The following is a 26,001-nucleotide window of genomic DNA, read 5'->3' on the forward strand; positions in this document are numbered from 1 at the left end:
AACCCCAGGTCACGGCATGGGCTACGAGGCGGGACCGACCTGGACGGGGAAGCCGTTGAGGACGGCGGTGCCCGACAGCGGGTCGAGCCGCGAGCCGTCGAGCAGCTGGTTGACGTTGACTCCGGGGCTGCCCGCGGCGACGCCGAGCCGGGTGCCGGGACGGTCGTGGCCCCAGCCGTGCGGCAGGCTCACGACACCGGGGCGCACGGCGTCGGTGATCTCCACCTCGGCCTCCAGCTCGCCGCCCTCTCCCTTGACGAGGGCCGGGGCGCCGGCCGTGAGGCCGAGCCTGGCGGCGTCCTCGGGGTGGATCTGGAGCGTGCAGCGGTTCGAACCGCCGGTCAGGGCCGGAATGTTGTGCAGCCAGCTGTTGTTGGAGCGCAGGTGGCGCCGTCCGACGAGCCGGAGGGTGCCGCGGTCGGGTGCGGCGTCGGAATCGAGGTCGGAAGCGGAGGCGGAGTCGGAGTCGGAAGCGGATGCGACTCGGGCGCCGAAGGCCGCTTCGGCGTCGAGGGCGGCGCGCAGCCGCGGCAGGTCGCCGGCGATCGGCGCGGGCAGCAGCTCGATCCGCCCGCTGCGGGTCTTGAGCAGGCCGGGCAGCCGCGGCTGGAGCGGCCCGAGGTCGATGCCGTGGGGCGCGGCGCGCAGCGCGTCGAGCGTGAGGCCGTGGGAGCGTCCGTACGGGCCGAGGCGCAGCATCAGGTCCAGGCGCCGTTCGGGCCCGGTGGCTCCGCCGAGGCGTGTGGCCACTTCCTTCGGGTCCTCGCCGTGCACGGGCGAGTGCTCCTGGGCGACGGCCTTGGCGAGCATGCCGTCGATCGCGAGGTCGTCCACGGCGGACGGCGGAGCGCCGTGCATCCCGGAGACGGCGAGGATCAGCCGGGCGTGGATCTCGCACTCGTCCATGCGGCCGGCGGCGAGCGGCACGGCGGCCGGCGTGTACCTGACCTGGTTGCGTACGGCGAACTGGTTGAAGGCGAAGTCGAAGTGCGCGCTCTGCGAGGGCGGCGGCGGGGGCAGGACGACGTCGGCGTGCCGGGTGGTCTCGTTGAGGTACGGGTCGACGGCGACCATGAAGTCGAGGGAATCCAGGGCGGCGTCGAGGCGGCGGCCGTCGGGCGCCGACAGGACGGGGTTGGCGGCGACGGTGATCACCGCCCGGATCCGCCCCTCCCCCGGTGTGTCGATCTCCTCGGCGAGGGCGGCCAGCGGCAGTTCGCCCTTGGCCTCGGGGTGGCCGGAGACGCGGCTGGTCCAGCGGCCGAGCGCGAAGCCCTTGCCGGGACCGGCGGGCCGGGGCGCGGGAGCGGTCGCGGACAGCGGGAAGAGGGCGCCGCCGGGCCGGTCGAGGTTGCCGGTGAGGACGTTGAGGACGTCGACGAGCCAGTTCCCCAGCGTGCCGTACGCGACCGTGGACGAGCCTATCCGTCCGTACACGGCGGCGGTGGGCGCGGCGGCGAGTTCGCGGGCGGTGGTACGGATGACGTCGGCGTCGAGGTCGCAGGCGGCGGCCACCGCCTCGGCGCTGAACTCCCGTACGGCCTCCCGGACGTCGTCGACGCCTTCGACGTGCGCCGCGAGCGCGCCCAGGTCCGTGAGTCCCTCGGCGAAGAGGGTGTGGACGAGTGCGGCGAGGAAGAGCGCGTCGGTGCCGGGGCGGATGGCGAGGTGCCGGTCGGCGAGACGGGCGGTACGGGTGCGCCGCGGGTCGACGACGGTGAGGGTGCCGCCGCGGCGGCGCAGCGCCTTGAGCCGGCCGGGGAAGTCGGGTGCGGTACACAGACTTCCGTTGGAATCGAGCGGGTTGGCGCCGAGCATCAGCAGGTGGTCGGTGCGGTCGAGATCGGGTACCGGGATGGCGAAGGCGTCGCCGAAGAGCAGTCCGCTGGAGACGTGCTTGGGCATCTGGTCCAGCGTCGAGGCGGTGAAGAGGCTGCGGCTGCGCAGGGCGCCGACGAGGAGCGGCGGGTAGAGGGCGCCGGCGACGGTGTGGGCGTTGGGGTTGCCGAGGACGATGCCGACGGCGTGCGGCCCGTGCTCCTCGACCAGCGGGCGGATCCGGGCGGCGATGACGTCGAAGGCCTCGGCCCAGTCGGCCTCGCGCAGGGTCCCGTGCTCGCGAACGAGCGGCCGGGTGAGCCGGTCGGGATCGGCGTCGATCGCGGGGAACGAGGCGCCCTTCGGGCAGATGAAGCCCTGACTGAAGACGTCGTCCCGGTCGCCGCGCGCGGCGGTGACCCGGTCGCCGTCGAGGGTGAGGGTCAGCCCGCAGGTCGCTTCGCACAGGGGGCAGATGCGCAGGGCGGTGGACATGGTGGTCTCCCTGGGGCGGCGGCAACGACGGTGGCGCGCGGGCAAGCGCGAGCATACCGACCAGTAGGGAGGTCCGACAGACCTCGCGGTCGGCCACTGGCGGGAGGGGAACGGACGGCTGGGTTGGGGCCGCGCGGGAGGTGGTCAGGCGGGGGTGGGGTTAGGGCCGCGGAAGAGGCGGCCAGGCGGGGGTGGGGTTAGGGCCACGGGAAAGGCGGTCAGGCGGGTGTTGAGTCAGGGCCGCGCGAGGGGCCGTCAGGCCAGTGATGGGCCGAGGTACGCGTGGAGCAGTTCGCGGGTCTCGGCTACGAGGGCCGGGTCACCGGCCGGGTCGGCGCGGAAGGCGAGCCGGAGCAGGGCATCGGTGGCCTCGACGCAGACGAGGACCTTGCGCAGCAGGGTCTCGTCGACCGGGCGGCCGAGCGGCGCGGCGAGAAGTCCGCAGATCCGGTCGGCGACGCGGAGGTTGGGGTCCTCGTCCCCGGCCGGCTCCCCGGGCGCCGCTGCCGGAATGCCGAAGTCGACGAGGCCGAAGCCGGGCACGGTCCGCTTCATCGCGATGTACGCGTCGAGGACGGTGTCGATGACGGCGATGGCGTCGACGGCCGGCAGCGCGGCGAGCCCGGCGGTGATGCGGGCGGCGTAGCTGTCGAGGTTGCGGTGGGCGAGGGCGGCGGCCATGGCCCGCTTGTTGCCGAAGAAGCGGTAGACGGAGCCGATGGGAACACCGGCCCGCACGGCGACGGCCCGGGTGCTCAGCTGCTCGTAGCCGGTCTCGTCGAGGAGCTCGGCGCAGGCGTCGAGGATGCGGGCGAGGCGTTCGGCGCTGCGCTGCTGTACGGGGGCGCGGCGGAGCGCGGGCGCCGGACCCGCGGTGGACGCCGGACCCGCAGTGGGCACGGGAGCCGCGGTGGACGCCGGAACTGCGGCGGGCGAGGGAGCCGCGGTGGGCGAGGGTTTCGCGGTGGGCGCAGACTCCGGGGTGGGCGCAGGCTTCGGGGTGGGCTGGGGCACGGGGACCATCATGCCGCTCCTGCCGTGGTCAGGCGATCAGCAGGCCGATTCCGCCGAGGGTGTACGCGATCATCAGGACGAACAGCGGGAGTTGGCCCGCGACGGCTCGTGCGGGCGGGAAGAGGCGGACCGAGCGGTCGTGGGCGGCGACGACGCCGAGGACGTGACCGGCGACGATCGCGGCGATCTGGAGGGTGGCGAGGCCGCCGGGACCCAGCGGCGGGGCGGGCGCGGAGGCGTTGTCAGTGCCGGCTGCCATGATGACGGTACGTGGTCCTTCGGTGACGAAGAGTGTGAAGTAGTGGGCGACGAGATAGCCGAGGGCGATGGGCAGCAGCGAGTGAGAGAAGGAGGTGAGCGGGGTGGTGAGTTCGCGGTCGACCAGCCGGAGGCCGCCGGCGCAGAGCCCGTAGAGCGCGGCGACGAGGGCGACGGCACCAAGCAGCCCGAGGGTCGCGGTGGGTGTGCGGCCGAAGGGTGAGGTCTGGAGGAGGGTGATCCATCGGGGGTTGTCGGAGAAGCCGTCGTAGGCGGTGGAGCCGAGGAGGACGCAGACGGTGGCGACGAGGCCGGGCACGGGCGGTGTGGCGTCGAGGCCGTTGAAGGGCGAGCGGAGGACGAGTCGGCCGTCGGAGCGCCGGCCGAGCGGGGAGAGCCGGGCGAGGAGGGAGGAGTAGACCTCGAAGGGGTCGGCGTGGGCGAACCACGCGGAGCCGTGGCGGGCGGCCCCGAGCAGATGGACGGCGGTGTGGGCGCCGAGCGCTGCGAGGAGGACGGAGGTCGATGTGTTGTCGGGGGCGACCAGCTCCAGCCAGGTGAAGAGGAGCAGCCCGGCGGCCGCGGGCCGGATGCCGAGCCGGGCCGGCAGCGGCCGGGGTGGCCGCCGGGCGGGGAGCAGGGCGTGCAGGGCGCGGAGCGGGTTGACCAGGCGCCAGACGGGGCCGAGGAGAAGGGAGGCGGGGACGAGGCCGACCCAGAGCAGGACGTAGACGGCGCCGGGGGCCGGGTTGCGGTCGGGGTCGTCGGGCCCGAGGAGGAGGTGCAGGACGAGTACGAGCGCGGCGGCGACGCCGAGCAGCCGCAGGGCGGTGCGGGTGGCGGGGGCGTCGGCGAGGCGCTGGACGGCAGCGGGCAGGGGGCGGCCGGCCAGGTCGCCGCGGAAGCGGGAGGAGGACCAGAGCAGGCCGAGGGAGAGGAAGGAGACGAAGAGCGCGGCGAACGCGCCGGCGTAGGCGTAGAAGGGCGAGAGGGGCAGGTCGTGCTGGGCGCCCACGCCATGGGCGAGCGGCAGCGGCGCGGTCGCGGTGAGTGCCGTCATCGGACGACGAGTTGGGTGAGCACGAGTCCGGACTCGTGGGTCTCCACCTCGAAGAGACCGGTGCGGTCGGCCGTGAGCGTGAGGGTGGCGGTACGGCCTGCGGTGAGCGGGAGCTCACGGTCGTAGCCGTGGACGTGCAGGGTGTCCGCGCGGTCGGCCGTCACCTGAAGGGTGAGGCGCTCGCCCTCCTTCAACTCGACCCGGGAAGGGGGTGGTTGCACGGAGTTGCCGGTGATGGTGAGGGTGAGGGTACGACCCTGGGGCGTCGGTGCCGGTGTCGGTGTCGGTGTCGGTGCTGTCGTGGGAGCGGGCGGAGCGGGTGCGGTCGCTCCCGTGGAGGGGCCGGCGGCGAGGCGGACGGTGGCCTCGACGGGGTGGCCGGCGACGGCCCAGGCCGTGTGGTCGTCGGCGTGGAGCCGGACGGTGAGGGCGCGGGCACCGGCCGGGACATGGACCCAGGGGCCGTAGGCGCGGGCGGTCTCACGGCCGTCGACGAGGAGCCGGGCGTGGCCGCGCCCGGGGAGAGCGGCGCCTCCGGTGCTGTCGGGAGTGAAGCGGAACCTCTCCACGAGGAGGTGGACGTTCCAGCCGCCCTCACTGTCGGGGCGGGTCTCCAGGCGCACGCTCGGCGCTCCGGCGGCGGGCACCTCGCGCAGGCGGTGACCGGTGCTGTCGCGGGCCGTGAGGAGGGTGCCGTTGCCGCCCGTCGCCTCCTGATGGCTGGTGCCGGGCTTGTGGTGGGTGGTGGGGCGCCCGCCGCACCCCGCGAGCAGCGCCGCACCGACGGCGAGCACGAGCCCGGCCCCGACCGCGCGCCACCACGGTCGGCGCCAGGCTCGACGGGGCCGCGCGGCGGGGGCGGGGGCGGACGGGGCGGAGGCCACCGCGGCGGGGGCGGACGGGGCGGCGTGCGCCGCGGCGGGCACGGGTGTCGGTGCGGGCGCGGGCGCGGGCGCGGGCAGGGGGGCGAGCGCGGGCGCGGGGGCGAGCACGGGGGCAGGCGGAGAGGCGGGGGCGGAGGGAGGGACGGGGGCGGGGGCAGGCGGAGGGGCGGGGGCGGAGGGAGGGGCGGGGCGGGGCGTCATGCGGCACCGCCCGACAGGCCGGCGCCGTCCGGCGAGCCGGAGGGACCGGCACCGCCCGAGGGAGCGGACGGACCGGCACCGCCCGAGGGAGCGGAGGGACCGGCACCGCCCGAGGGGGCCGAGGGACCGGCGCCGCCCGAGGGGGCCGAGGGAGCGGCGCCGCCCGAGGGACCGGCTTCGCCCGAGGCGGTGGAAGTGGGTGTCGAGGGTTGCCCGGGTGTGGGGCGGCGGGTGGCTGCCGCTGTCACGGCCCACAGCACCCAGACCACCCCGAGCAGTCCGCGTACCCAGGCCGGGCTCAGGGGGATCCAGGGGATCATCAGGACCGCCTTGTCAAAGGCGTCGAGGAGCGTGAGGGCGCCGAGGGTGACGGTGGTCCAGGCGAAGACACGGCGGTGCGGGCGCAGGGCGAGGCCGAGCGCGGTCCACCAGAGGCCGGTCAGGAGCAGGGCGAGGGCCGGGAGGACGGTCGGGGTGAGGGCGAGGGTGGAGGCGGTGACGTCGAGGGCCAGGCCGAGCAGTCCGAGGAGGGTGGCCGCGCCGGCGAGCCGGCTGCCGCGGAGCCGGCGCCACCACAGGGTGGTGCCGACCAGGGCGAGGACGGCGGCGATGCCGAGGGTGAGCTGGGTCTCGACGCGCTGGAGGCCGCGTGCGCCGTACCAGTCGCAGCCGGCGGGCAGGCGGCGGGCCTGGACGTTGTAGTCGGCGCAGACGAGGAGTTGGGCGAGTTTGACGGGTTCGCCGACGAGGCGGCGGGTGTCTCCCGAGACCTCGCCGCGGCGGGAGCCGCAGGTGGGGAGGGCGTAGGGCGTGGCGGCGCCGGTGTCGGGCTGCCAGCAGTTGCCGCCGCCCTGGCCGTCCCACCACACGTCGGTGCGGTTGGGGCGGGTGTTGCCCGCGCGGTCGACGCCCAGGTGGTTGGCGGCGTAGCGGTTGTGGTGGGAGGTGTCGGTCTGCTTGCCCCACGCCGATTCGCCGCGGATGAACGCGGGGACGGCGCTGAGGAAGAAGGCGGCGCGCTGGTGGCCGTAGATCCAGTTGTTCTCGTAGAGGTTCCAGTTGCCGCCCGCGGTGATGATGCCGGTGCCGGGAGGCATGGAGATCTGCGGGCAGACGACGCCTTGTTCGTAGCCGCGCTCGGCGGGTGGCTTGGCGCAGGTGCCGTCGGCGACGTACGGGTAGTAGTTCTGGTTGTTGTCGTGGATGAGGTTCCGCTCGAAGCGGGCGTGGTTCTGCGGGAGTCCGGGGTGGCCGGGGAAGGCGGAGTCCATGGAGGCGCCGCCCATGTTGTGGTCGAACTCGTTGTCGTGGACCCACACCGAGTCCCCGGCGGTGCCGCTGTAGCCGACCATGTTGTGGTGGCTGCGGCAGCCGGTGATCTCGATGGAATAGCGGGGGACGTCGTAGCCGCGGCCGTCGTTGATGTTCGAGGCCGAGCCGGGGTAGATGCCGGAGTCGCCGTTGCCGTAGGACTCGCAGTTCTTGTAGAGGCCGTGGTCGGAGGCGAAGGTGAGGAAGCCGTACTCGTCGTTCCAGCGGGTGAGGACGTCGTCGATGACGAAGCCGTCGGCGGCGAGGACGTAGAGCGAGTTGAACGTGGTGCGCTGGGCGGTGAAGTTGCGGAAGTAGACGCCGTCGGACTTGTCGGCGCGGATGGCGTTGAGTTTGGCGTACCTGGCGTCGATGACGACGTCGAGCCGGGAGGCGCCGGTGCCCTCGATCTGGAGGTCCTTCTTGCCGAGGATCGCGACGAGGTTCTGGTTGTGGGGGCACTGCTTCTGCTGCTCGTAGCTGAGGATCTGGTAGCCGAAGGAGGACGTCGGCGCCTTGAGCGCGGCGCAGGCGCCGGTGGGCGCGGGCAGTGAGGGCTCTTCCTCGTAGAGACCGGGCAGGATCGCGATGGTCATGCCGGGCCGGTTCACGGCGTCGACGGCCTGCTGGAGGTGGCGGTAGCCCTGGCGCCGGCAGCGGTCGAAGAGGGCGAGGTTGCGGGCTTTCAGTGCGGCGGGGAAGGCGGCGATCCGCCGGTGGAAGTCGGCCGGGTCGCTCTTGCACACGAGCAGGTCGGGCTCGCCGGTGCGCAGCGCGGGGACGCGGCCGGAGCCGTCGGGGAAGGTGACGGGCCGCTCCTCGTGTGCCTGGGCGGCGGGAGCGGTGACGAGGGCGGCGGCGAGCGCCGCGAGCACGACCGAGAGCGCGAGAACGAACCTTCGGGTCCACGACATGCGCGTGAGAGTAGAGCATTGTTCATCTTTTGGAACCCCTCGTGCAGGAACCCGTCGTGCGCCCACCCCGTCCAAGGAGGCCGGTGCACGTCCGGGGAAGGCGGGAAGGGCCCGGAAAGTCCCCGTTGACGCGAGCGGGAGCGGAATCCTACGGTCATGCATAGGATTGTTGTGAGCGTCAGGACAGGAGTACGCGATGAACGCGGAGAGCAACGCGGAACAGGCCAGAAAGACGGCCGCAGCGCTGACCTACAGCACGGGCTTCGGCAACGAGCACAGCTCCGAGGCCGTCCCCGGGGCCCTCCCCGAGGGGCGGAACTCCCCGCAGCGGGCGCCGCTCGGGCTGTACGCGGAGCAGCTGAGCGGCAGCGCGTTCACCGAGCCCCGGGCGCACAACCGGCGCTCGTGGCTGTACCGGATCCGGCCCTCGGCCGCGCATCCGCCGTTCACCCGGATCGACAACGGCGCCGTGCGTTCCGCGCCGTTCACCGAGACGGTGCCCGACCCGAACCGGCTGCGCTGGAACCCGCTGCCGGACCCGGCGCCCGGTACGGACTGGCTGGCGGGTCTGTGGACGCTCGGCGGCAACGGCGACGCGACCCAGCGGGCCGGCATGGCCGTGCACCTCTACCACGCCAACGCCTCCATGGAGCGGGTGTTCAGCGACGCCGACGGCGAGCTGCTGATCGTGCCCGAGCGCGGCGGGCTGCTGCTGCGCACCGAGCTGGGCAACCTCGCGGCCGGTCCCGGCGAGGTCGCGCTGATCCCCCGCGGTGTCCGCTTCCGCGTCGAGCTGCTCGACGAGACGGCCCGCGGTTACGTCTGCGAGAACTACGGCGCCCCGTTCCAGCTGCCGGACCTCGGTCCGATCGGCGCCAACGGTCTGGCCAACGCCCGCGACTTCCGGGCGCCCGTCGCCGCGTACGAGGACGTCGAGGGCCCCGTCGAGGTGGTCAACAAGTACTGCGGCAACCTGTGGTCGGCGACGTACACCCACTCGCCGCTGGACGTCGTCGCCTGGCACGGCAACCACACCCCGTACGTCTACGACCTGCGTCGCTTCAACGTCATCGGGACGATCTCCTACGACCACCCGGACCCGTCGATCTTCACGGTGCTGACCTCGCCGTCCGACACCCCCGGTCTCGCGGGCGTCGACTTCGTGGTCTTCGCGCCGCGCTGGCTGGTGGGCGAGGACACCTTCCGGCCGCCGTACTTCCACCGCAACGTGATGAGCGAGTACATGGGCCTCATCGAGGGCGCGTACGACGCCAAGGCGGAGGGCTTCGTGCCGGGCGGCGGCTCGCTGCACAACATGATGTCCGCGCACGGCCCCGACCGGGAGACCTTCGACAGGGCCAGCGCCGCCGAGCTGAAGCCGCAGAAGATCGACGACGGCCTGGCCTTCATGTTCGAGACCCGCTGGCCGGTCACGGCCACCGCCCAGGCGGCCGGAGCCGACCACCTGCAGCGCGCCTACGACGACGTATGGCAGGGTCTTGAGCGCCACTTCCGGCCGTGAACACCCGTAACATCCGGCCGGGTGTCCCGTAGTCGTCGTACGGAGAGAACCGTGACCGCCTTCGCTCCCGACTCGCTGGTCCTGAACCGGAAGCTGCCGCTCTGGTACCAGGTCTCGCAGTCGCTGCGCGCCTCCATACTGGGCCGCACCCCCGACGCCTCGCTGCGGCTGCCCACCGAGGAGCAGCTCGCGGCGCACTACGGCGTGAGCGTGCTGACCATGCGCCAGGCCCTCAAGGAGCTGGAGGAGGAGGGCCTGATCAGCAGGCACCGGCGGCGCGGCACGTTCATCGAACCGGGCGCCCGGCGCTCCACTCCGCGCCGGCTGCTCGGCTCGATCGACGCGATCGTGGCCCAGCAGTCCGGCGAGCGGACCACCGTTCTCGGCCACGGCACCGAGCCGGTCCCCGGCGAGCTGGCCGAGTACTTCCCCGCCAGCCCGGAGATCGCGGTCTTCCGGCGGCTCCGCGCGGACGGCGAGAGCGGTGAGCCCACGAACTGGGCGGAGAACGCGGTGCTGCCGGAGATCGCCGCGGGCATCGACCCGGCCGATCTCGAACGCTGGCCGATGACGAAGGTGCTCCGCGACGTCGTCGGGGTCCGGATCAGCCGGATCACCGACACCGTCGAGGCCCGCCTCGCGGACCCGGAGACCGCCCAGCTGCTCCAGGTCCCGCTGCTCTCGCCGATCCTGCACTACACGGGCGTGACCTACGACGAGGACGGCCGGGTCGTGGACGTGGCCCGGATCCGCTACCGGGGCGACCGGTTCTCCTTCACGGTCACGGTGGAGGCGCAGTGACGGCGCCGGACGTGGTGTGACGCCGTCAGGTCCTTGCGGCGCCCGTGACGGCGGGGGAAGCTGTGTTCCGCAGGGGGGTCCTGCCGAGGAACGGCTGGTGCGGGCGGGGGTGGCGGAATGCGGCACGTGGCCGTCTTCCGATGGGTGGCGACGCTGGGACTGACGTTGCTGCTGGGGTCGTTCGGGCTGTACGAGGCGGCACCGGACCATCCGGAGCTGACCCAGGTCGATCTGACGGTGCTGGACGAGAAGCCCGACGGCACCTGCAAGGTCCGCTGGTCGGACCCGGTGGACCACCGCTTCCGCGACGGGACGTACCACTGCGACCCCAAGCGCTCGGCGGTGCTCAAGGCGCCGAACTACGACGACGGTTCCGGCTACGGCTGGGAGTCCGGGTTCGTCCGGGCGGACGGGCCGCACCGCGGCGAGCTGTTCGAACTCGGCCAGGAATCGGAGGGTGACGGGCTCGTCGCCGTGTCCGACACGCTGGCGGTCCTCGGCATGCTCCTCACCGTCGTCGGGCTGGTCGGCGGCAACATCCGCGCGCTGCCCCGGCTCTCCGAGGCGGAGCCGCGGCTGCTGCGCCGCGCGGCCGAGCTGCGGGACGCGGCCGCGTGGGTGGCCCGGGACCACGACCGCGCCGTCACGGCGGTGCGGGCGGCGTGGGAGGAGGGACCGCGGTCGCTGGAGGCGGCGCGCGACACGGAGCTGCTGCGGGCCCTGCGGGTCCTGGTGGAGGCGGGCCCGGCGGCACGCGAGGCGGCCCGGGCCGGGCGTCGCCTGGCCGCCCACCTCGACCTGCTCCTGGAGGACGCGGCCCCCGTCGCGGACTACCGCACCGTGCTGCGCGCCGGCCCGGAGTCCCGCCGCCGCGCCACCCGTGCGGTCGCCGAACTGCGCCCGCTGCTGGCCGCGGCCGAACGCGACGGCCTGACCGCCCGCTTCGCACAGGCCTCCGTCGACCTCCTCCGGGGCCAGGACACGGACCCGGCGGGCCTGGCCACATGGGCGGACTTCACCGCCTCGCCGGAGGCGTACCGGCACGCCCTGGAGGAGGCCACGGCCACCACCCCGGCCGACGCGCTCCCCGAAGCGCCCGCCGACGGAGCGCTCCCTGCGGCCACCCCGGCCGGGGCACCTTCTGCCGTCACTCCCGCCGGGGCACTTCGCGCGGCCAGCCCGGTCGGCGAGCTCCCTGCGGTCTCTCCCGCCGCCCCGGCGGACGTACTCCCGGGCACCCCGGCGCGGCGACGCGTGCGGGTCCGGCGCCGCTGACGCCGGGCGCCTCCGCGCCCATCCGCCCAGCGCGCGCCGCCCGGCCAGCGCTGCTACGCCCGTCGACCCGCGCCCGGCCGTCCCCGCGCCCAGCTGCGCCCACCGGCACCCCACCGTCGCCCCTCCGGCGCCGCTGGATGCCCACGCGCCGCCCTCGTTAGCATGCGGGGCGTGACGGATGACGCCGCGATCGAGGATCTGCCCCTGCTCGACGAGCTCATGCCGTGGTCCGTGGCGCCGTTGCGGCTCGGGCGGTCCTGGATCGTCGCGCCGGATCCGCGCACGCTACGGGCCCGTTGGGAGCGGCTGGCCGCGGCCGAGGGCGCGGAGCGCGAGGCGTTGTTCCGGCCGAGCCGGGCCCGCACCACGGCGAGTTCGGTGGCCGCGCTGCCCGGGCAGCGGACCGGGACGGTGCGGCTGTCGCGGGAGCCGGGGCCCTGTCCGGAGCCGGTGCGGCTCGCGCACGGGCCGTTCGACGAGCAGTGGCTGCTGCCGGACCACCGGCTGATCGACACCGCGCGGCCCGAACTGTGGCGGGTCGCGGACGAGCGGCAGCTGTTCGCCGTCGAGCAGGGGTACGTGCCGGGGGCGGGCGGGCCCGCGCTGCTGGTGACCGCGGCGCTGCCCGACGGGCGGTCCCCGGCCGGCCGGCCGGGTCGGATCCGCCCGCTGTTCCGCCGCCCGGGCGGTCTGGAGCCGAACCTTGCACCGGGACTGCGGGGCTTCCTCGGCGAGCGGTACGGCTGCGAGGTGGCCGCGGCGGACGTGCTCGCCTGGGCCGTGGCGGCGGCGCTGCCCTCCGCCGCCGGCTGCCGGGTGCCGCTGCCCGTCGACCCGGAGGTGTGGGCGGCGGGCGTGGCGCTCGGCCGGGAGCTGATCGAGGTGCAGTTGCGCGGGGCCCGCGGCGGAGCCCGGCCGCGGCTTCCGGGTGGCCGCAGGCCGTACGTACGGGCGGCGCTGCCGGCCCGGCCGACCGGGATCGCGTACGACCCGGTGGAGGAGGTGCTGTCCCTGGACGAGGGCCGGGTCTCCCCCGTACCGGCCGGGGCGTGGGAGTTCGAGGTCGGCGGGGTGCGGATGCTGGAGCAGTGGTTCGCGCACCGGACCGCGCCGGCCGAGCCGGGCAGCCTGGAGGCGATCGGACCTGCGGCGTGGCCGCAGGAGTGGACCTCGGAGCTGCTCGAGCTGATCACGGTCCTGGCCCTGCTCGCGGGCCGGGAGCCGGAGCGGGCCGCGCTCGCCGGGCGCGCGACGGCGGAAGGGGTGACCAGGGGCGGTTTGCGGGCGGCCGGGCTGCTGCCCGTGCCGGACGGGGCACGGCGCCCGGCGTCCGTGCTCGACCATCAGGAGGAGGGCCCCGAGGGGCAGTTCGCCCTGCTGTGAACCGACCTGGCCGCGCTCGACCGTACTCGGCCCGGTCCTCCGACCTGGCCCGGCCTGCCCGGCTCAGGTCTTCACGAACGAGTCCAGGACCCGGTCGACGGTGCGCGTGAAGACCTCCTCCGCATCCGGCGGCGGGGCCGCGGCGGTGAAGACGGCGGTCAGGTGCGGGTAGGCGCCGGTGGCGAGCCGGCTCGCCAGGTAGGCCTGGCGCACGGCCTGTTCCTGCTCCTCGGACCAGGGCAGGGAGCGGGCGCGTTCGGCGAGGGCGAGTTCGTTGGCCACGATCGTCATCACGGTGCCGTTGACCGTGGCGATCAGTTCCATCTTGGTGCCGCCGGGCAGGTCGAGTCCGTCCAGGCACGCCAGGCAGTGCTCGAGGAAGCGGAGGGCGTTGGGCCCGAAGGCGTATCCGGTGGTCATCAGCCGGATCACCCAGGGGTGGCGCCGCAGGATCCCGCGGGCCTGGTGGGCGACGGCCGTCATGTCGGCGCGCCAGTCGCCGCTGGGGCCGCCGAGTTCGTACTCGCCGCTGGCCCGGTCGACCATCAGCTCGTACAGGTCCTCCTTGCGCGGCACGTAGTTGTACAGGGACATGGTGCCGCAGCCCAGCTCGGCGGCGATCCGCCGCATGGAGACGGCGTCGATGCCGTCGGCGTCGGCGATGCGGACGGCCGCGTCCGTGATGTCCTCCCGGCGGTAGGCCGGTTTCGGGCCGCGGCCCGTGCGCTCGGGGCGCGCCCAGATCACTTCGGGTTCGGCCGCTCGGCCTGCCATCCATCATCACCTCGCCGCACATCGTAATGACGCGCCCGGTTACGTACACCGTACGTAATGCGTTAGGGTCGCCGCATGACGACAACTACGTACGCTGTACTTAGTGAGGGGCTGTGCAAGCGCTACGGCCAGGTCAAGGCGCTGCGCGGCCTCGACCTCGCCGTGCCCGAAGGCACGGTCTGCGGGCTGCTCGGACCCAACGGCGCCGGGAAGACCACGGCGGTCCGGGTGCTCACCACGCTCGTGGCGCCCGACTCGGGCAGCGCGCGGGTCGCCGGGCGCGACGTGGTCCGCGACCCGGGCGGGGTGCGCGAGCGGATCGCGGTCACGGGGCAGTACGCCTCCGTCGACGGCGACCTGACCGGCGCCGAGAACCTGCGGCTCTTCGCCCGGCTGCTGCGCGCCCCGCGCTCCCGCGCCGACGAACTCCTCGAGCGCTTCGGTCTGGCCGAGGCCGCCGGCCGGCCCGCCCGCACCTACTCGGGCGGCATGCGGAGGCGCCTCGACCTGGCCGCGAGCCTGATCGTCCCGCCTGCCGTGCTGTTCCTCGACGAGCCCACCACCGGACTGGACCCGCACAGCCGGAACGGGATCTGGGACGCCGTACGGGGGTTGGCGTCCCAGGGCACGACCGTGCTGCTCACCACGCAGTACCTGGAGGAGGCCGACCGGCTCGCCGACGAGATCGTCCTCGTCGACGAGGGCCGCGCCGCCCACCGGGGTACGCCGGCCGGGCTCAAGGCGCGGATCGGCAGCTACGCCGAGGTCGTGGTCGCCGAACCGGCGCCGCTCGAGGCGGCCGCGGCCGTGCTCGACCGGCTCACCGGCTCGCTGCCGTCCCTGGACGCCGAGCGCCGCACGGTCGGCGCGGTCACGACCGATCCGACGCTGACCCTGCCCCGGCTCGTCCGGGAGATCGACGCGGCCGGCGTCCCGATCCTGGACGCCGCCCTGCGCCCGCCCACCCTCGACGAGGTGTTCCTGCGCCTCACCGACCGCAAGGAGCTCGCCGCATGAGCGCCCTCGTCCACGACGGCACCGCGATCCTCGGCCGCCATCTGCTGCGGATCCGGCACGCCCCGGCGATCACGGTCATGACCCAGACCATGCCGGTGGTGTTCCTGCTCTTCTTCGGGTACGTGTTCGGCGGCGCGCTCGCCATGCCGGGCGCCGACTACCGGGCCTTCCTGGTGCCGGGCATGCTGGTGGCGACGGCCGCGAACGGCGTGATGACCGGGATGTTCCAGGCCGCGCAGGACACCCACCGCGGAGTGGCGGACCGGCTGCGGACGATGCCGGTGAGCCGGGCGGCGGTGCCGCTGGGGCAGGCGCTCGCCGACCTGGTCACCAGCGCGGTCGGCATGGTCCCGCTGCTGCTGGTCGGCCTGGCGATGGGCTGGCGGATCGAGGGCACGGCCGTCGAGGCCCTCGGCGCCTTCGGACTGCTGCTGCTGTTCCGCTTCGCGGCCACCTGGGCGGGCATCCTGCTCGGTCTGGCGTCGAAGAGCGAGGAGGCGGCCGGACAGCTGGGCAGCGCGACCTTCATGCTGCCGCTGCTCTCCAACGCCTATCTCCCGACCGACGGGATGCCGGGCTGGCTGCGCACGGTCGCGGAGTGGAACCCGATCTCGGCGGTGACGACCGCCGTCCGGGAGCTGTTCGGGAACGCGCCGGTGCCGGCCGACGCGGCCTGGCCCGTGACGCATCCGGTGGCCGGGGCGTTGCTCTGGTCGCTGGCACTGATCGCGCTGTGCGCGCCGGCGGCTGTCGGGCGCTACGCCCGTACCTGAGGTCCGGGCAAGGGAAGGCCCGGGCATGAGGAAAGGCGCAGGCAAGAAGGGCGCCGGTTAGGAACGGGCGCAGGCAAGGGAGGGCGCGGGTAAGGGAAAGCGCCGGACGGGCGGGGACACGTCCGGCGTTCGGTCAGGGACGAGCCGCGGGCCGAGCGGATGCGGGCGGGAGCGGCGCCTCGGGGTGCGCGGGAGCCCGGCCCGGACGGCCTGTCAGCTGTGGTTGCCGAAGAGCGAGCGGCGCAGTCGGCGCAGCGGGGCGAAGAGCGAGACCCGCGCGCTGCGGCTGCGGTGGCCCTGCACGGGCACCTCACGCGTACGCGTCGTCAGTTCCCGCATGAGCAGCGTCGCCTCGGCCGCCTCGCGCTGCGGCACGGCGGGACCGCCGAGCACCGCGAGATGGCGGTCGAGTCGCGAACTGGTCGCGCTGCTCCCGCAGGTGATGGCAGGCACACGCGGCCTGCTGCGCATTGCTATCTGTTCCATGTCACTCCCCACCCGTACGAGGGCACCCGGCCCGGGCAGGTTAACCCTATCGCCCCGCTACGACACCCGTGTATTCCGGCCGCAGGATTCACCGCTCGTGTACGGGGGTTGACGATCACTGTCCGAATCCGTCTGGTTCCAGGGTGAGTTGGACAGCGATCGAACACCTGTCGAACCGTCACGAACCATCCTGCACGCGCGGCCCCCACCTGCGGGGCCGCGAGCGGGTGTGATCTCCGCCACCAAAAACCGGCGGGGCTCCGCTACCGTGGAGTGATGACGGTCATCGCGGGTCGTTACCGGCTGCTCGACGTGCTCGGCGAGGGCGGGATGGGCACCGTCTGGCGCGCCCGGGACGAGGTCCTGGGGCGCGAGGTGGCGGTCAAGGAGGTGCGGGCGGGGGCCGGGCTCCCGGCCGAGGACCGCGAGCGCCTCTACGCCCGGCTGGAGCGGGAGGCCAGGTCCGCCGCCCGGATCACCCACCGCAACGTCGTCACCGTCTACGACGTGGCCCTGGACGACGACCGCCCGTGGATCGTGATGGAGCTGGTCCCGGGTCTCACGCTGGCCGAGACCCTGGCGGCCGAGGGCCCGATGGAGCCTCGGCGGGCGGCGCACATCGGCGCCGAGGTGTGCGCCGCGCTGCGCGCCGCGCACGAGGCGGGCGTGCTGCACCGGGACGTCAAGCCGGCCAACGTCCAGCTCGCCAACGACGGGCGGGTGGTGCTCACCGACTTCGGGATCGCGGCCGTCGAGGGCGTCTCGCCGCTCACCATGACCGGCGAGCTGATCGGCTCGCCCGAGTACCTCGCTCCCGAGCGGGCCCTGGGCCGCACGCCGGGACCCGCTGCCGACCTGTGGTCGCTGGGCATCCTGTTGTACGCGGCGGTGGAGGGCGTCTCGCCGTTCCGCCGGGAGACGGCGCTCGACACCCTGCGCACGGTGGTGGACGAGGAGCCCGCGCCGCCCGCGCACGCGGGGCCGCTGGCCCCGGTGATCGAGGGGCTGTTGCGCAAGGACCCTGAACAGCGCCTGTCGGCGGCGGAAGCGGAGGACCGGCTGCGGGTGATCGGCGCGGGCGGCACGCCGCGCACGGAGCCGCTGCCGGCGGTGCCGTACGCGCCCTTCCCGCCCCGAGGCACGGACGGCGCGGGGGGATCCGGCGGAGTGGTCGGCCTCGCCGGCGTGGGCGCGCCGGGCGGTCCCGGCGGCCCGGCGGGTCCCGGGGCGACCACTCCCCTGCCGGTGCCGGGCGACGGGCCGGGGGGCCGGCCGCGCAGGCGTTGGGGGCTGGTCGCCGGGATCGCGGCGCTGCTGCTGGTGGCGGGCGGGCTGACGTACGCGGCGCTGCGGGACACCGACGCCGACGAGACGCCCACGGTGCCGCCGGTCACGACGAGCGCGCCCACGACGGCGCCGACGCCCGCGCCGACGACGTCCGCGCAGACCACGAGCGCCTCGCCGAGCGCGACGACGACTCCGCCGGTGTCCGTCCTGGTGAACGTACGGGCGGTGCGCGACTCCTACAGCGGGGCGTGCCCGCCGCCGGAGGACGCGGCCCCGTCGTTCACGGCGGTGGTCACGGTGGACCGGACGCCGGCGACCGTGTCGTACCGCTGGGCGACGCAGAGCGGCGAGGGCCAGGACGCGCAGTGGCGGACGCTGGAGTTCCCGGAGGGCGGGCCCACCGAGCAGCGGCTGACCCGCACCCAGGCCGATTACGGGGCGGGTTCGCAGGTGAGCGACCGGATCCGGGTCGAGGTCCGGGAGCCGGTCGCGCGGCAGTCCGACTGGGTGGAGTTCTCGGTGACCTGTGAGGAGACGGTCCCGCCGTCGACCCCGCCGACGACGGCGACGCCTTCGGACGGGACCGCTTCTCCTGGTGGTGCTTCGGCCGGTGCTTCCGGCGGTGCGCCGGGCGGTTCCGCTACGCCACGGCCCTGAAGGTCGGCAGGTAGCCGCCGGACTGGCCGGACGCGGTCGGGTGGTACGACTCGCCGATGTTGAGCCAGTTGACGCTGTGCAGCCAGGACGAGCTCGAGCAGATCTCGTGGCCGGTGAAGGCGGGGACCACGCTGGCGAAGGTGAAGCCGTGGTTGGCGGCGCGCTTGGCGGTGGCCGCGTTGAGGTAGTCGGCGGCGTCGTTGATGGCGCGGCGTTCGTTCTCGCTCAGGCCGGCGATGCAGCTGCCGTTGAGCTGGTAGAAGCGCGGGTAGCCGAGGACGACGACCCGGGCGTTGGCGGCCCTGGATCTGATGGCCGAGTAGACCGCGTCGAGCTTGCCGGGCAGCGTCGAGTCGACATAGGCCTTGGCCTGATTCACGCGGTTGATGCAGGTCGACTCGGACTGCAGGACGCAGGTGGTCATGACGTCGGCGAAACCGGCGTCGTTGCCGCCGATGGTGAGGGAGACCAGGTCGGTGCCGCTGTTGAGCGGTCCGAGCTGATTGGCCGTGACATCACCCGTTCGGGCGCCCGAGCAGGCGGTGAAGGCGAAGGACGAGGGGGCGTTCGCGTTCTTCCAGAGGACCGGGTAGGCCTTGGTGGAGCGCTTGCAGTCACCGCTGGCGCTGTCGTAACTCCCCGCTCCGACACCGGAGGAGTACGAGTCGCCGAGGGCCACGTAGTCCACCGCGGCGGTTTCCGCGGCGTGGGCGACGCCGGCGCCGGTCAGGGCGAGGACGGCACCGAGGAGCAGCGAGGACGAGAAAGCCGTAAAACGGGACAGTTTCATGGAACCTCCCTGTAGCAGGATCTCTGCGTTACCAGGTAGTAGCAGCGGATCCGGCCCTCCGGAAGTGTTCATGTCAAAAGTGGGGGTACACGACTCCCGTCGCCCCGTCAGAAACCGTCGAGATCCGGCCACTTCCGCCCCGCCCGTCACCCGACGGACCGTCCGCTCCAAAACCCGGTGCGCGGACCGCCGCGGTGACAGATCATGACCCCATGTCAGGCACCTCGGAAGCACCGTCCGATCCGCTCCACGCCCTGCCCGTCCGACTCAACCTCGACGACGCCGACTCCCCGTCCGACGTCGTCGACGCCCTGTTCCTGGGCCGCTTCGTCAACGGCGAGCAGCCCCACGCGCACGGCGCACGGCTGGAACGGGTCAAGCCGTCCGCGACCCTGCTGCCCGCGGGCGCCCGGCTGCTGCGCGCCGCGAAGGACGGCGACCGCGGAGCCGTCCTCGCCGAGGGCGAGGGCTGGACGCTGCTCGCCTCCCGCTTCAACTGGGGCGCCCACGTCACCGTCACCGCGACCGATCCCGAACTCGCCAAGCGGGTCCTCAAGGAGGCCACCGACGGGGCCGTGGACGAGCCGGAACCGAGCCCGGACAACGTCACCATGGGCTTCTGGCACCTGTCGCCCCGGCGCGGGCCGGACCGGAACACCCGCCAGATCGCCGCCGCCACCTGGGACGAGGTCCGCCCCAACTACACGGCACCGGTCGCCGAGGCGATGGACCGGCTGATGGCCCTCACCCCGGCCGACATCACCGGCAGGCTGCTGCTGCTCCACGGTCCCCCCGGCACCGGCAAGACCTCCGCGTTGCGCACCCTCGCCCGCTCCTGGCGCGACTGGTGCCAGGTCGACTGCGTACTCGACCCCGAGCAGCTCTTCGGCGACGTCGGCTACCTCATGGACATCGCGATCGGCGAGGACGACGGGACCGAGGAGGGCCGCTGGCGGCTGCTCCTCCTGGAGGACTGCGACGAGCTGATCCGCGGCGAGGCCAAGCACGCGGCGGGCCAGGCGCTCTCCCGGCTGCTCAACCTCACCGACGGGCTGCTCGGCCAGGGCCGCAACGTGCTGGTCGCCGTCACCACCAACGAGGACCTGGAGCGGCTCCACCCCGCCGTGGTGCGGCCCGGCCGCTGCCTGGCCCGCGTCGAGGTGGGACCGCTCAGCCGCGCCGAGGCGGTGGACTGGCTCGGCCGCGAGGAGGGCATCGGACGGGACGGCGCCACCCTCGCGGAACTGTTCGCGCTGCGCCGCGGGACACCCGCGCCGGGCATGCCGGAGCAGCGCGCGACGACCCAGGGACTGTACCTGTAGCGCCCGCCGACAGGCCCGCCCGGCTCAGCGCCCAACTTCACGCCCGCCCGGCTCGGCGTCCGCCGTCATGCCGGCCGGGCGGCGGCGTGCTCACTCGTCGTACGCCGCCCGCAGGGCGTCCTTCACCGCCGCGCCGGCCTCGTCGCGGGTCAGGCCCAGCCGGTGGGCCTCCGTCGCGTAGGCCGCGGCGGCCGTGGCAGCGAGGCGGGAGGCGGCGTCGGAGGCCGCGGCGACGAAGGTGCCGTTGCGGCCCCGGGTCTCGATCACCCCGTCCGCCTCCAGGGCCTTGTACGCCTTGGCGACCGTGTTCGCCGCGAGTCCCAGGTCCTCCGCGAGGCCGCGCACCGTCGGCAGCTTGTAGCCGACCGGCAGCTCGCCCGAGCGGGCGCTCTCCGAGATCTGGGCGCGCAGTTGTTCGTACGGAGCGGTGGTGGAACGGGCATCCACGCTGATTCGAAGCGTCACCCGCCCGATTGTGCACCCGGCCCGCCGGAAAATGGGAGGCGGCCGGAGACGGACGCCGCATAGCGTGCGGTCACATGACTGTGATCGTCCGCGACGTACGGCCGGGCGTCCTCGAGGACGCCGAGGCGTTCGCCCGGGTCCGGCGCGCCGCGCTGCCCTATCTGCTCGCGACCGGCCCGCAGGTGGCATACGACCTGGCGCACGCCCATCCCGACGCCCGCACCCGGCCGCTGATCGCCGAGATCGACGGCGAGGCCGTCGGCACGGCGGAGGTGTCCCTCGCCCACGAGTCCCCCGAGCCGGGGATCGGCGACGTCAACGTCTTCGTCCATCCCGGCCACGCCGGTCGGGGCGCCGGCACGCTGCTGCTGCGCACCGCCGAGGAGCACCTGGCGGAGGTGGGGGCGACGAGGCTGTACAGCTGGGTCCTCGACGAGCCGTCCTGCCTCGCCTTCGCCGCGCGGCACGGCTACCGGCCGAGCCGTTCCGCGTACTTCCTGCGGCTCGACCTGGCCACGGCAGAGCTGCCGCCGCTCCAGGCGCCGCCCGCCGGTGTCGAGCTGCGCACGGCGGCCGACTTCGCCGCCGACCCGCGTCCGCTGTTCGAGCTGGACGGGGTGACCACGGCGGACGAGCCGGGTGACGTGGCGGCGGAGCTGGACGACTACGCCCACTGGCTGGCGTCCACGTGGAACCATCCGCTGCTCGACCGGGAGCTCACCACGGTGGTCGTGGCCGACGGACGTCCGGTGGCGTTCAGCGCGGCCCGCACCGACGGCCTGGGCCGCTACGGCTCGGCCATGACCGGCACCCGTCCCGGGTACCGGGGCCGGGGGTTCGCCAAGCTGGCGAAGAACGACTCGCTGCACCGGGCCCGTGCGGCCGGCTGCACGGAGGCGTTCACCGGCAACGACACGGAGAACGGCCCGATGCTGGCCGTCAACAGATGGTTCGGTTACGAGGTCCGCGCGAAGGAGACCCGTCATGTCCGCGAACTCGGCTGAGGCGGCCGGCACGGTCGAGATCGTCCTGGTGAAGGCCGGCCGGACGAAGATCCGTTACCCGGCGGAGCGGCTGTCCGACGACGGCGTCCGGCTGACCGTCCGCGCGCCCTGGGCCGCGGAGGGCGTACGGGACTTCGGTTTCGTGCGCTTCGAGCCGGGCGACGTGTTCACGGAGCACTACTGGCGCGACCGCTGGTACGCCGTGAAGGAGGTCCGCTCCGGCGACGGCACGCTCAAGGGCTGGTACTGCGACGTGACCCGGCCCGCCGTCGTCGGCGCCGCGGAGGTGGTGGTCGAGGACCTGGACCTGGACCTGTGGGTGTCGGCGGACGGCAGCGAGGTGCTGCGGCTCGACGAGGACGAGTTCGCGGCGAGCGGTCTGGCCGCCTCCGACCCGGAGGCGGCCGGGCGCGCGGTCCTCGCCCTCGACGAGCTGGCCGCCCTGGGCAGGGACGGACTGGCCGGGCTGCTCAGCCGAGCGTGACGGGCGACTCCTTCACGGCGAGGAAGCCGGGCAGCGGCAGACCCAGCGGGCCCTGGGCGGTGAGCTGCATCAGCGTGGCCTTCACCCGGGCCTCGCCGGGTCGGTAGCCCGGCCCCCTCACGACGGCGCTGTTGGTCCACTCGTGGACCTGGCCGTCGCAGACGGCCCGGGTGCCGCCGATGCCGGAGGAACGGTCGTCCTGGACCAGGGTGGAGCTGACGAAGACGGGTCCGGCGCTGTCGTCCAGGCAGCGGTAGGAGCCGGAGAGGGTGACCGTGCCGTCGTCGGCGACGGTCCCGTGCGGGGTGACGGACAGGCCGTCGCCCGCTCCGGCGTGGGCGGTCGGGGCGGTGGCGGCGGCGGTGGCCAGCAGGGCGCCTGCGAGGGCGAGGCGAGCGCTCATGGGCGAAGGTCCCTTCGGGGTGGGGGGTGCTGCCCGCCAGGGATACCGGATCAAGCCGCCGCTTGTCCGAAACTCACCCCATCGGGGGCGAGTTGAGCACTTTGCGGTAATGAATACGGTCGTACGGGCCGGTCCGGCGGCGCTCGGTGACCTCGTACCCGTACCGCTCGTACATCTTCTGGTTCTCCCACATCATCGCGTTGGTGAGCAGCCGCACCTCCGGCACGCCGAGTTCGCGTGCCCGCTGCTCGACCCAGGTCATCAGGGCGCGGCCGAGGCCGGTGCCCTGGGCGTCGGGGTGGACGGCGACGGTGTCGAGGTAGAGGTGACCGGCCTCGGGGATCACCACCACGAGGCCGGTCACGGGGTCGCCGGTGACGAAGACCCTGCCCGCCTCGACGTTGGCCGCGTGGTCCTCCTCCATCGGCGCGGGCACGAGGCCGATCCGCTCGACGTAGTGGTGGAAGGCCGCGTCGACGACGGCCTTCACGGCGGGCACGTCGGCCGCGGTGGCGGGGCGGAGCGGAGGGGTCGTCATGCGGTCACGTTACGGCGGTGTCCGCGCGGCGGTCGATCAGTTTCCGGAGCAGCGGCCAGGCCAGCAGGATCAGGACGACCGCGTACACGGTCACCGAGAACGGGGTGTTCACCAGGCCGGTCAGGGAGCCGTCGCTGATCTGCAGGGCGCGGCGGAGCTGCTGTTCGGCGGCCGGGCCGAGGATCACGCCGATGACGGCGGGCAGCACGGGCAGTCCGTAGCGCCGCATGCCGAAGCCGATGAGGCCGATGACCAGCAGGATCACGAGGTCGAGGGCCTCGCCGCCGACCGCGTAGGCGCCGACGGCCGCGAAGAAGAGGATGCCGGCGTAGAGGTAGGGGCGGGGGATGCGGAGCAGCTTGGCCCACACCGGCGCGAGCGGCAGGTTGAGCGCGAGCAGCAGCACCATGCCGACGAAGAGGGAGGCGATCAGGCCCCAGACCAGGTCGGGTTCGCGCTCGAAGAGCAGCGGGCCGGGCTGGATGCCGTACTGCTGGAAGGCGGCGAGCATCACGGCGGCGACGGCGGTCGTGGGCAGGCCGAGGGTGAGCATGGAGACGAGGGTGCCGGCGGCGGAGGCGGAGGCGGCGGACTCGGGGCCCGCGACGCCCTCGATGGCGCCCTTGCCGAACTCGTCCCTGTGCTTCGAGAGGCGCTTCTCGGTGACGTACGACAGGAAGGTGGGGATCTCGGCGCCGCCGGCCGGGATGGCGCCGAACGGGAAGCCGATGAGCGGCCCGCGCAGCCAGGCCTTCCAGGTGCGCCGGACGTCGGACCTGCCGAGCCAGGGGCGGCCCACCGGGATGGCCTCGCCGGTGGTGCGGCGCAGATGGGCAGCGACCCACAGGGCCTCGCCGATCGCGAAGAGGCCGACCGCGACGATGACGACGTCGATGCCGTCGGCGAGCTGGAGCGAGCCGAAGGTGAGGCGCTGCTGGCCGGTCATCTGGTCGAGGCCGACCAGGCCGAGGGTGAGGCCGATGAGGAGCGAGGCGAGGCCGCGGATGCGGGAGGAGCCGAGGACCGAGGTCACCGCGATGAAGGCGAGGACCATGATGGCGAAGTAGTCGGGGGCGCCGATGTCGACGGCGAGCGCGGCGACGGTCGGGGCGAGCGCGACGAGCAGGATCGTGCCGGCGAGGCCGCCGGTGAAGTGGCCGATGGCCGCGGCGGCGAGCGCCTGGGCGCCGCGGCCCGCCTTGGCCATGGGGTTGCCCTCGATGGCGGCGACCACGGCCGCGCTCTCGCCGGGGGTGTTGAGCAGGATCGAGGTGGTGGAGCCGCCGAACATGGCGCCGTAGTAGATGCCGGCGAACATGATGAACGCGCCGGTCGGTTCGAGTCCGTACGTGACGGGGAGCAGCAGGGCGACGGCCATGGCGGGGCCGATGCCGGGCAGCACGCCGATGGCGGTGCCGAGGAGGACGCCGACGGCGGCCCACAGGAGGTTGATCGGGGTCAGCGCGGTGCCGAACCCGTCGATGAGGGAGTTCAGAGAGTCCATGGGTCAGAGCACTCCCATCAGCGGGCCGCCGGGCAGCGGGACTCCGAGGAGGTTGTCGAAGACGAGGTAGGTGAGCAGGGAGAGCACGGCGGCGATCAGCGGGTCGCGGTGGTGGTGCCGGCTGCCGAGGGCGTAGGCAGCGCCCCAGAAGAGCAGGGCGCCGGAGACGGGGAAGCCGAGCGGGCCGATGAGGACGGCGAAGCCGAGGAAGACGCCGGCGAGCAGCAGGACGGTGCGCCAGTCGCTGGGCTCGCCGAGGTCGATGTCCTCGCCGCCCTCGGCCTCGCCGCGGCCGCCGCGCAGCACGTCGACGGCGAGGAGGACGGCGACGACGAGCAGGCCGGTGCCGACGACGAGGGGGACGGTGCGGGGGCCGACGGGGCCGCGTTGGGCGAGGTCCACGGTCATGGTGAGGGCGTCGGTGAGGACCAGGACGCCGAGGACGAGGAGGATGAGGCCGACGCCGAGCTCGGAGTGCTCGCGCAGCCAGGACCTCCTGCCGGTGGCCGTCGTGCCGGGTTCGGTCGTGGTGGTCACAGTCCCAGCTCCTTCAGGACGGAGCCGACGCGCTTGTCCTGTTCGGCGAGGAAGGCGCCGAACTTCTCCCCGGGCAGGAAGGCGTCGTTCCAGCCGTGGGTCTTCAGGGACTCGCGCCACTCATCGGAGGCGTGCAGTTCGGTGGCGAGGCCGACGAGCTTGTCGCGTTCGGCGTCGGTGAGGCCGGGCGGGGCGACGATGCCGCGCCAGTTGATGAACTCGGTGTCGAGACCGGCCTCGCGCAGGGTCGGCGCGTCGAGGCCGGGGACCCGCTCGGGGCCGGTGACGGCGAGCAGCCGCAGCTCGCCGGCCTTGATCTGGTCGAGGTACTCGCCGACGCCGGAGACGCCGAAGGCGACCTTGTTCCCGAGGATGGAGGCGAGGAGTTCGCCGCCGCCGTCGAAGGGCACGTAGTTGACGCTCTTCGGGGCGATGCCCGCGGCCTGTGCCATCAGCATGGGCGCCAGGTGGTCGGGGCCGCCGGGCGAGGAGCCGCCGCCGACGGGCAGCTTGCCGGGGTCCTTCTTCCAGGCGGCGAGCAGGTCCTGGATGGTCTTGTACGGGGAGTTCCTGCCCACCACGACGATGTCCTGCTCCATGGTGAGCCGGGCGATCGGGGTGGTGTCGGCGAGGGTCCTCGGGGTCTTGTTGGTGTGGACGGCGCCGACGACGCCGAGGCCCATGGACATGGCGAGCCTGCCGTTGCCGCGCTCGCCGACGAGCCGGGTGAGGCCGACGGTGCCGCCGGCACCGGGCAGGTTGAAGACCTCGATGTCGGAGGTGAGCCCGGCATCCTCGGCGTTCTTGGCCGCGGTGCGGGCGGTGATGTCGTAGCCGCCGCCGGGTGTGTTGGGGACCATGAAGCGCAGGCCGGGTATCTGCGTGCCGGTGTCGGAGCCGCTGCCGGGGCTGAGCAGCGGCGGTCCGACGAGCACCAGGAGCGCCGCCCCGAGCAGGGCGAAGGGGGTGCGCAGGCGCACGTGAGCCGCCTCTCGTGGGTACGGGAAAGGTGTGAGGTGGCCCA

The 26,001-nt window shown here is 73.9% G+C and carries 24 protein-coding genes; 10 read left to right on the top strand and 14 right to left on the bottom strand.

Annotated elements, in window-relative coordinates:
* Nucleotides 1-21: 21 nt before the first annotated feature.
* The 5 genes from ACFVGS_RS23550 to ACFVGS_RS23570 all read right to left on the bottom strand — a co-directional run bounded on the left by ACFVGS_RS23550 (nucleotide 22) and on the right by ACFVGS_RS23570 (nucleotide 7,955).
* Complete coding sequence (locus ACFVGS_RS23550; protein WP_385693576.1) at nucleotides 22-2,313, bottom strand: molybdopterin oxidoreductase family protein; 2,292 nt, start codon at nucleotides 2,311-2,313, stop codon at nucleotides 22-24.
* A gap of 255 nt (nucleotides 2,314-2,568) precedes the next feature.
* The gene (locus ACFVGS_RS23555; protein WP_385693577.1) at nucleotides 2,569-3,213 is read right to left on the bottom strand and encodes a TetR family transcriptional regulator; all 645 of its coding nucleotides are present in this window, start codon (nucleotides 3,211-3,213) and stop codon (nucleotides 2,569-2,571) included.
* Between the two features lie 142 nt (nucleotides 3,214-3,355).
* The gene (locus ACFVGS_RS23560) at nucleotides 3,356-4,645 is read right to left on the bottom strand and encodes a hypothetical protein (protein ID WP_385693578.1); all 1,290 of its coding nucleotides are present in this window, start codon (nucleotides 4,643-4,645) and stop codon (nucleotides 3,356-3,358) included.
* Complete coding sequence (locus ACFVGS_RS23565; RefSeq protein ID WP_385693593.1) at nucleotides 4,642-5,439, bottom strand: hypothetical protein; 798 nt, start codon at nucleotides 5,437-5,439, stop codon at nucleotides 4,642-4,644. The genes ACFVGS_RS23560 and ACFVGS_RS23565 overlap by 4 nt, the downstream gene beginning before the upstream one ends.
* 287 nt (nucleotides 5,440-5,726) lie before the next feature.
* Entirely contained in the window at nucleotides 5,727-7,955 is a 2,229-nt protein-coding gene (locus ACFVGS_RS23570; protein ID WP_385693579.1) for a right-handed parallel beta-helix repeat-containing protein, read from the bottom strand.
* A 196-nt stretch (nucleotides 7,956-8,151) separates the two neighbouring features.
* On the opposite strand from ACFVGS_RS23570, the gene hmgA reads away from it, so the two are divergent.
* From hmgA to ACFVGS_RS23590, 4 genes are all read left to right on the top strand, one after another.
* On the top strand, nucleotides 8,152-9,477 hold the full coding sequence (gene hmgA, locus ACFVGS_RS23575) for a homogentisate 1,2-dioxygenase (RefSeq protein WP_384416288.1): 1,326 nt from the start codon (nucleotides 8,152-8,154) through the stop codon (nucleotides 9,475-9,477).
* 51 nt (nucleotides 9,478-9,528) lie between these two features.
* On the top strand, nucleotides 9,529-10,278 hold the full coding sequence (locus tag ACFVGS_RS23580) for a GntR family transcriptional regulator (RefSeq protein WP_384416290.1): 750 nt from the start codon (nucleotides 9,529-9,531) through the stop codon (nucleotides 10,276-10,278).
* A 117-nt stretch (nucleotides 10,279-10,395) separates the two neighbouring features.
* Nucleotides 10,396-11,553: a hypothetical protein gene (locus ACFVGS_RS23585; protein WP_385693580.1), complete on the top strand. Its 1,158-nt coding sequence runs from the start codon at nucleotides 10,396-10,398 to the stop codon at nucleotides 11,551-11,553.
* Between the two features lie 162 nt (nucleotides 11,554-11,715).
* Nucleotides 11,716-12,936, top strand: coding sequence for a type ISP restriction/modification enzyme (locus tag ACFVGS_RS23590; protein ID WP_384416295.1), 1,221 nt, complete (start codon nucleotides 11,716-11,718; stop codon nucleotides 12,934-12,936).
* 63 nt (nucleotides 12,937-12,999) lie between these two features.
* Here the strand turns inward: ACFVGS_RS23590 and ACFVGS_RS23595 are convergent, their stop codons facing one another.
* Nucleotides 13,000-13,710 carry a TetR/AcrR family transcriptional regulator gene (locus ACFVGS_RS23595; protein WP_384416298.1) on the bottom strand — a complete coding sequence of 237 codons (711 nt, stop codon included), beginning with the start codon at nucleotides 13,708-13,710 and terminating at the stop codon, nucleotides 13,000-13,002.
* A gap of 75 nt (nucleotides 13,711-13,785) precedes the next feature.
* Here ACFVGS_RS23595 and ACFVGS_RS23600 point away from each other — a divergent pair, with 75 nt between their 5' ends.
* Complete coding sequence (locus ACFVGS_RS23600; protein ID WP_384416301.1) at nucleotides 13,786-14,727, top strand: ATP-binding cassette domain-containing protein; 942 nt, start codon at nucleotides 13,786-13,788, stop codon at nucleotides 14,725-14,727.
* Complete coding sequence (locus tag ACFVGS_RS23605; protein ID WP_384416304.1) at nucleotides 14,724-15,500, top strand: ABC transporter permease; 777 nt, start codon at nucleotides 14,724-14,726, stop codon at nucleotides 15,498-15,500. Before ACFVGS_RS23600 ends, ACFVGS_RS23605 begins: the two co-directional genes overlap by 4 nt.
* 213 nt (nucleotides 15,501-15,713) lie before the next feature.
* Here the strand turns inward: ACFVGS_RS23605 and ACFVGS_RS23610 are convergent, their stop codons facing one another.
* Nucleotides 15,714-15,986, bottom strand: coding sequence for a hypothetical protein (locus ACFVGS_RS23610; protein ID WP_384416307.1), 273 nt, complete (start codon nucleotides 15,984-15,986; stop codon nucleotides 15,714-15,716).
* Between the two features lie 276 nt (nucleotides 15,987-16,262).
* Here ACFVGS_RS23610 and ACFVGS_RS23615 point away from each other — a divergent pair, with 276 nt between their 5' ends.
* Nucleotides 16,263-17,930, top strand: a complete 1,668-nt coding sequence (locus tag ACFVGS_RS23615; protein WP_385693581.1) for a serine/threonine-protein kinase — start codon at nucleotides 16,263-16,265, stop codon at nucleotides 17,928-17,930.
* Here ACFVGS_RS23615 and ACFVGS_RS23620 read toward each other — a convergent pair.
* On the bottom strand, nucleotides 17,914-18,720 hold the full coding sequence (locus ACFVGS_RS23620) for an SGNH/GDSL hydrolase family protein (protein WP_384416312.1): 807 nt from the start codon (nucleotides 18,718-18,720) through the stop codon (nucleotides 17,914-17,916). The two genes, ACFVGS_RS23615 and ACFVGS_RS23620, sit on opposite strands and share 17 nt — an antisense overlap.
* Before the next feature lie 212 nt (nucleotides 18,721-18,932).
* Between ACFVGS_RS23620 and ACFVGS_RS23625 the strand changes: the two genes are divergently transcribed.
* On the top strand, nucleotides 18,933-20,042 hold the full coding sequence (locus ACFVGS_RS23625; protein ID WP_385693582.1) for a DUF5925 domain-containing protein: 1,110 nt from the start codon (nucleotides 18,933-18,935) through the stop codon (nucleotides 20,040-20,042).
* A gap of 90 nt (nucleotides 20,043-20,132) precedes the next feature.
* On the opposite strand, the gene ACFVGS_RS23630 is transcribed toward ACFVGS_RS23625, so the two are convergent.
* The gene (locus tag ACFVGS_RS23630; RefSeq protein ID WP_384416317.1) at nucleotides 20,133-20,507 is read right to left on the bottom strand and encodes a GntR family transcriptional regulator; all 375 of its coding nucleotides are present in this window, start codon (nucleotides 20,505-20,507) and stop codon (nucleotides 20,133-20,135) included.
* A gap of 74 nt (nucleotides 20,508-20,581) precedes the next feature.
* Here ACFVGS_RS23630 and ACFVGS_RS23635 point away from each other — a divergent pair, with 74 nt between their 5' ends.
* Both ACFVGS_RS23635 and ACFVGS_RS23640 read left to right on the top strand, forming a co-directional pair.
* Nucleotides 20,582-21,511 carry a GNAT family N-acetyltransferase gene (locus ACFVGS_RS23635; protein ID WP_384416320.1) on the top strand — a complete coding sequence of 310 codons (930 nt, stop codon included), beginning with the start codon at nucleotides 20,582-20,584 and terminating at the stop codon, nucleotides 21,509-21,511.
* Nucleotides 21,492-21,995, top strand: coding sequence for a DUF402 domain-containing protein (locus tag ACFVGS_RS23640; RefSeq protein WP_384416323.1), 504 nt, complete (start codon nucleotides 21,492-21,494; stop codon nucleotides 21,993-21,995). Before ACFVGS_RS23635 ends, ACFVGS_RS23640 begins: the two co-directional genes overlap by 20 nt.
* Here ACFVGS_RS23640 and ACFVGS_RS23645 read toward each other — a convergent pair.
* From ACFVGS_RS23645 to ACFVGS_RS23665, 5 genes are all read right to left on the bottom strand, one after another.
* Complete coding sequence (locus ACFVGS_RS23645; protein ID WP_385693583.1) at nucleotides 21,982-22,398, bottom strand: DUF6299 family protein; 417 nt, start codon at nucleotides 22,396-22,398, stop codon at nucleotides 21,982-21,984. The two genes, ACFVGS_RS23640 and ACFVGS_RS23645, sit on opposite strands and share 14 nt — an antisense overlap.
* A gap of 73 nt (nucleotides 22,399-22,471) precedes the next feature.
* Complete coding sequence (locus tag ACFVGS_RS23650; protein WP_384416329.1) at nucleotides 22,472-22,936, bottom strand: GNAT family N-acetyltransferase; 465 nt, start codon at nucleotides 22,934-22,936, stop codon at nucleotides 22,472-22,474.
* Nucleotides 22,937-22,940: 4 nt separating this feature from the next.
* The gene (locus tag ACFVGS_RS23655; protein ID WP_384416331.1) at nucleotides 22,941-24,440 is read right to left on the bottom strand and encodes a tripartite tricarboxylate transporter permease; all 1,500 of its coding nucleotides are present in this window, start codon (nucleotides 24,438-24,440) and stop codon (nucleotides 22,941-22,943) included.
* 3 nt (nucleotides 24,441-24,443) lie between these two features.
* Complete coding sequence (locus tag ACFVGS_RS23660) at nucleotides 24,444-24,977, bottom strand: tripartite tricarboxylate transporter TctB family protein (protein WP_384416333.1); 534 nt, start codon at nucleotides 24,975-24,977, stop codon at nucleotides 24,444-24,446.
* On the bottom strand, nucleotides 24,974-25,957 hold the full coding sequence (locus tag ACFVGS_RS23665) for a Bug family tripartite tricarboxylate transporter substrate binding protein (RefSeq protein ID WP_384416336.1): 984 nt from the start codon (nucleotides 25,955-25,957) through the stop codon (nucleotides 24,974-24,976). Before ACFVGS_RS23665 ends, ACFVGS_RS23660 begins: the two co-directional genes overlap by 4 nt.
* Between the last annotated feature and the right edge of the window lie 44 nt (nucleotides 25,958-26,001).

The organism is Streptomyces sp. NPDC127114 (genome assembly GCF_042677525.1).
Lineage (GTDB): Bacteria > Actinomycetota > Actinomycetes > Streptomycetales > Streptomycetaceae > Streptomyces.

Coding starts and splice junctions, on each gene's coding strand:
- ACFVGS_RS23550 (WP_385693576.1), bottom strand. CDS start 2,313: ATGTCCACCGCCCTGCGCATCTGCCCCCTGTGCGAAGCGACCTGCGGG.
- ACFVGS_RS23560 (WP_385693578.1), bottom strand. CDS start 4,645: ATGACGGCACTCACCGCGACCGCGCCGCTGCCGCTCGCCCATGGCGTG.
- ACFVGS_RS23570 (WP_385693579.1), bottom strand. CDS start 7,955: ATGTCGTGGACCCGAAGGTTCGTTCTCGCGCTCTCGGTCGTGCTCGCG.
- hmgA (WP_384416288.1), top strand. CDS start 8,152: ATGAACGCGGAGAGCAACGCGGAACAGGCCAGAAAGACGGCCGCAGCG.
- ACFVGS_RS23585 (WP_385693580.1), top strand. CDS start 10,396: ATGCGGCACGTGGCCGTCTTCCGATGGGTGGCGACGCTGGGACTGACG.
- ACFVGS_RS23590 (WP_384416295.1), top strand. CDS start 11,716: ATGCGGGGCGTGACGGATGACGCCGCGATCGAGGATCTGCCCCTGCTC.
- ACFVGS_RS23595 (WP_384416298.1), bottom strand. CDS start 13,710: ATGGCAGGCCGAGCGGCCGAACCCGAAGTGATCTGGGCGCGCCCCGAG.
- ACFVGS_RS23600 (WP_384416301.1), top strand. CDS start 13,786: ATGACGACAACTACGTACGCTGTACTTAGTGAGGGGCTGTGCAAGCGC.
- ACFVGS_RS23605 (WP_384416304.1), top strand. CDS start 14,724: ATGAGCGCCCTCGTCCACGACGGCACCGCGATCCTCGGCCGCCATCTG.
- ACFVGS_RS23610 (WP_384416307.1), bottom strand. CDS start 15,986: ATGGAACAGATAGCAATGCGCAGCAGGCCGCGTGTGCCTGCCATCACC.
- ACFVGS_RS23615 (WP_385693581.1), top strand. CDS start 16,263: ATGACGGTCATCGCGGGTCGTTACCGGCTGCTCGACGTGCTCGGCGAG.
- ACFVGS_RS23620 (WP_384416312.1), bottom strand. CDS start 18,720: ATGAAACTGTCCCGTTTTACGGCTTTCTCGTCCTCGCTGCTCCTCGGT.
- ACFVGS_RS23625 (WP_385693582.1), top strand. CDS start 18,933: ATGTCAGGCACCTCGGAAGCACCGTCCGATCCGCTCCACGCCCTGCCC.
- ACFVGS_RS23635 (WP_384416320.1), top strand. CDS start 20,582: ATGACTGTGATCGTCCGCGACGTACGGCCGGGCGTCCTCGAGGACGCC.
- ACFVGS_RS23640 (WP_384416323.1), top strand. CDS start 21,492: ATGTCCGCGAACTCGGCTGAGGCGGCCGGCACGGTCGAGATCGTCCTG.
- ACFVGS_RS23645 (WP_385693583.1), bottom strand. CDS start 22,398: ATGAGCGCTCGCCTCGCCCTCGCAGGCGCCCTGCTGGCCACCGCCGCC.
- ACFVGS_RS23650 (WP_384416329.1), bottom strand. CDS start 22,936: ATGACGACCCCTCCGCTCCGCCCCGCCACCGCGGCCGACGTGCCCGCC.
- ACFVGS_RS23655 (WP_384416331.1), bottom strand. CDS start 24,440: ATGGACTCTCTGAACTCCCTCATCGACGGGTTCGGCACCGCGCTGACC.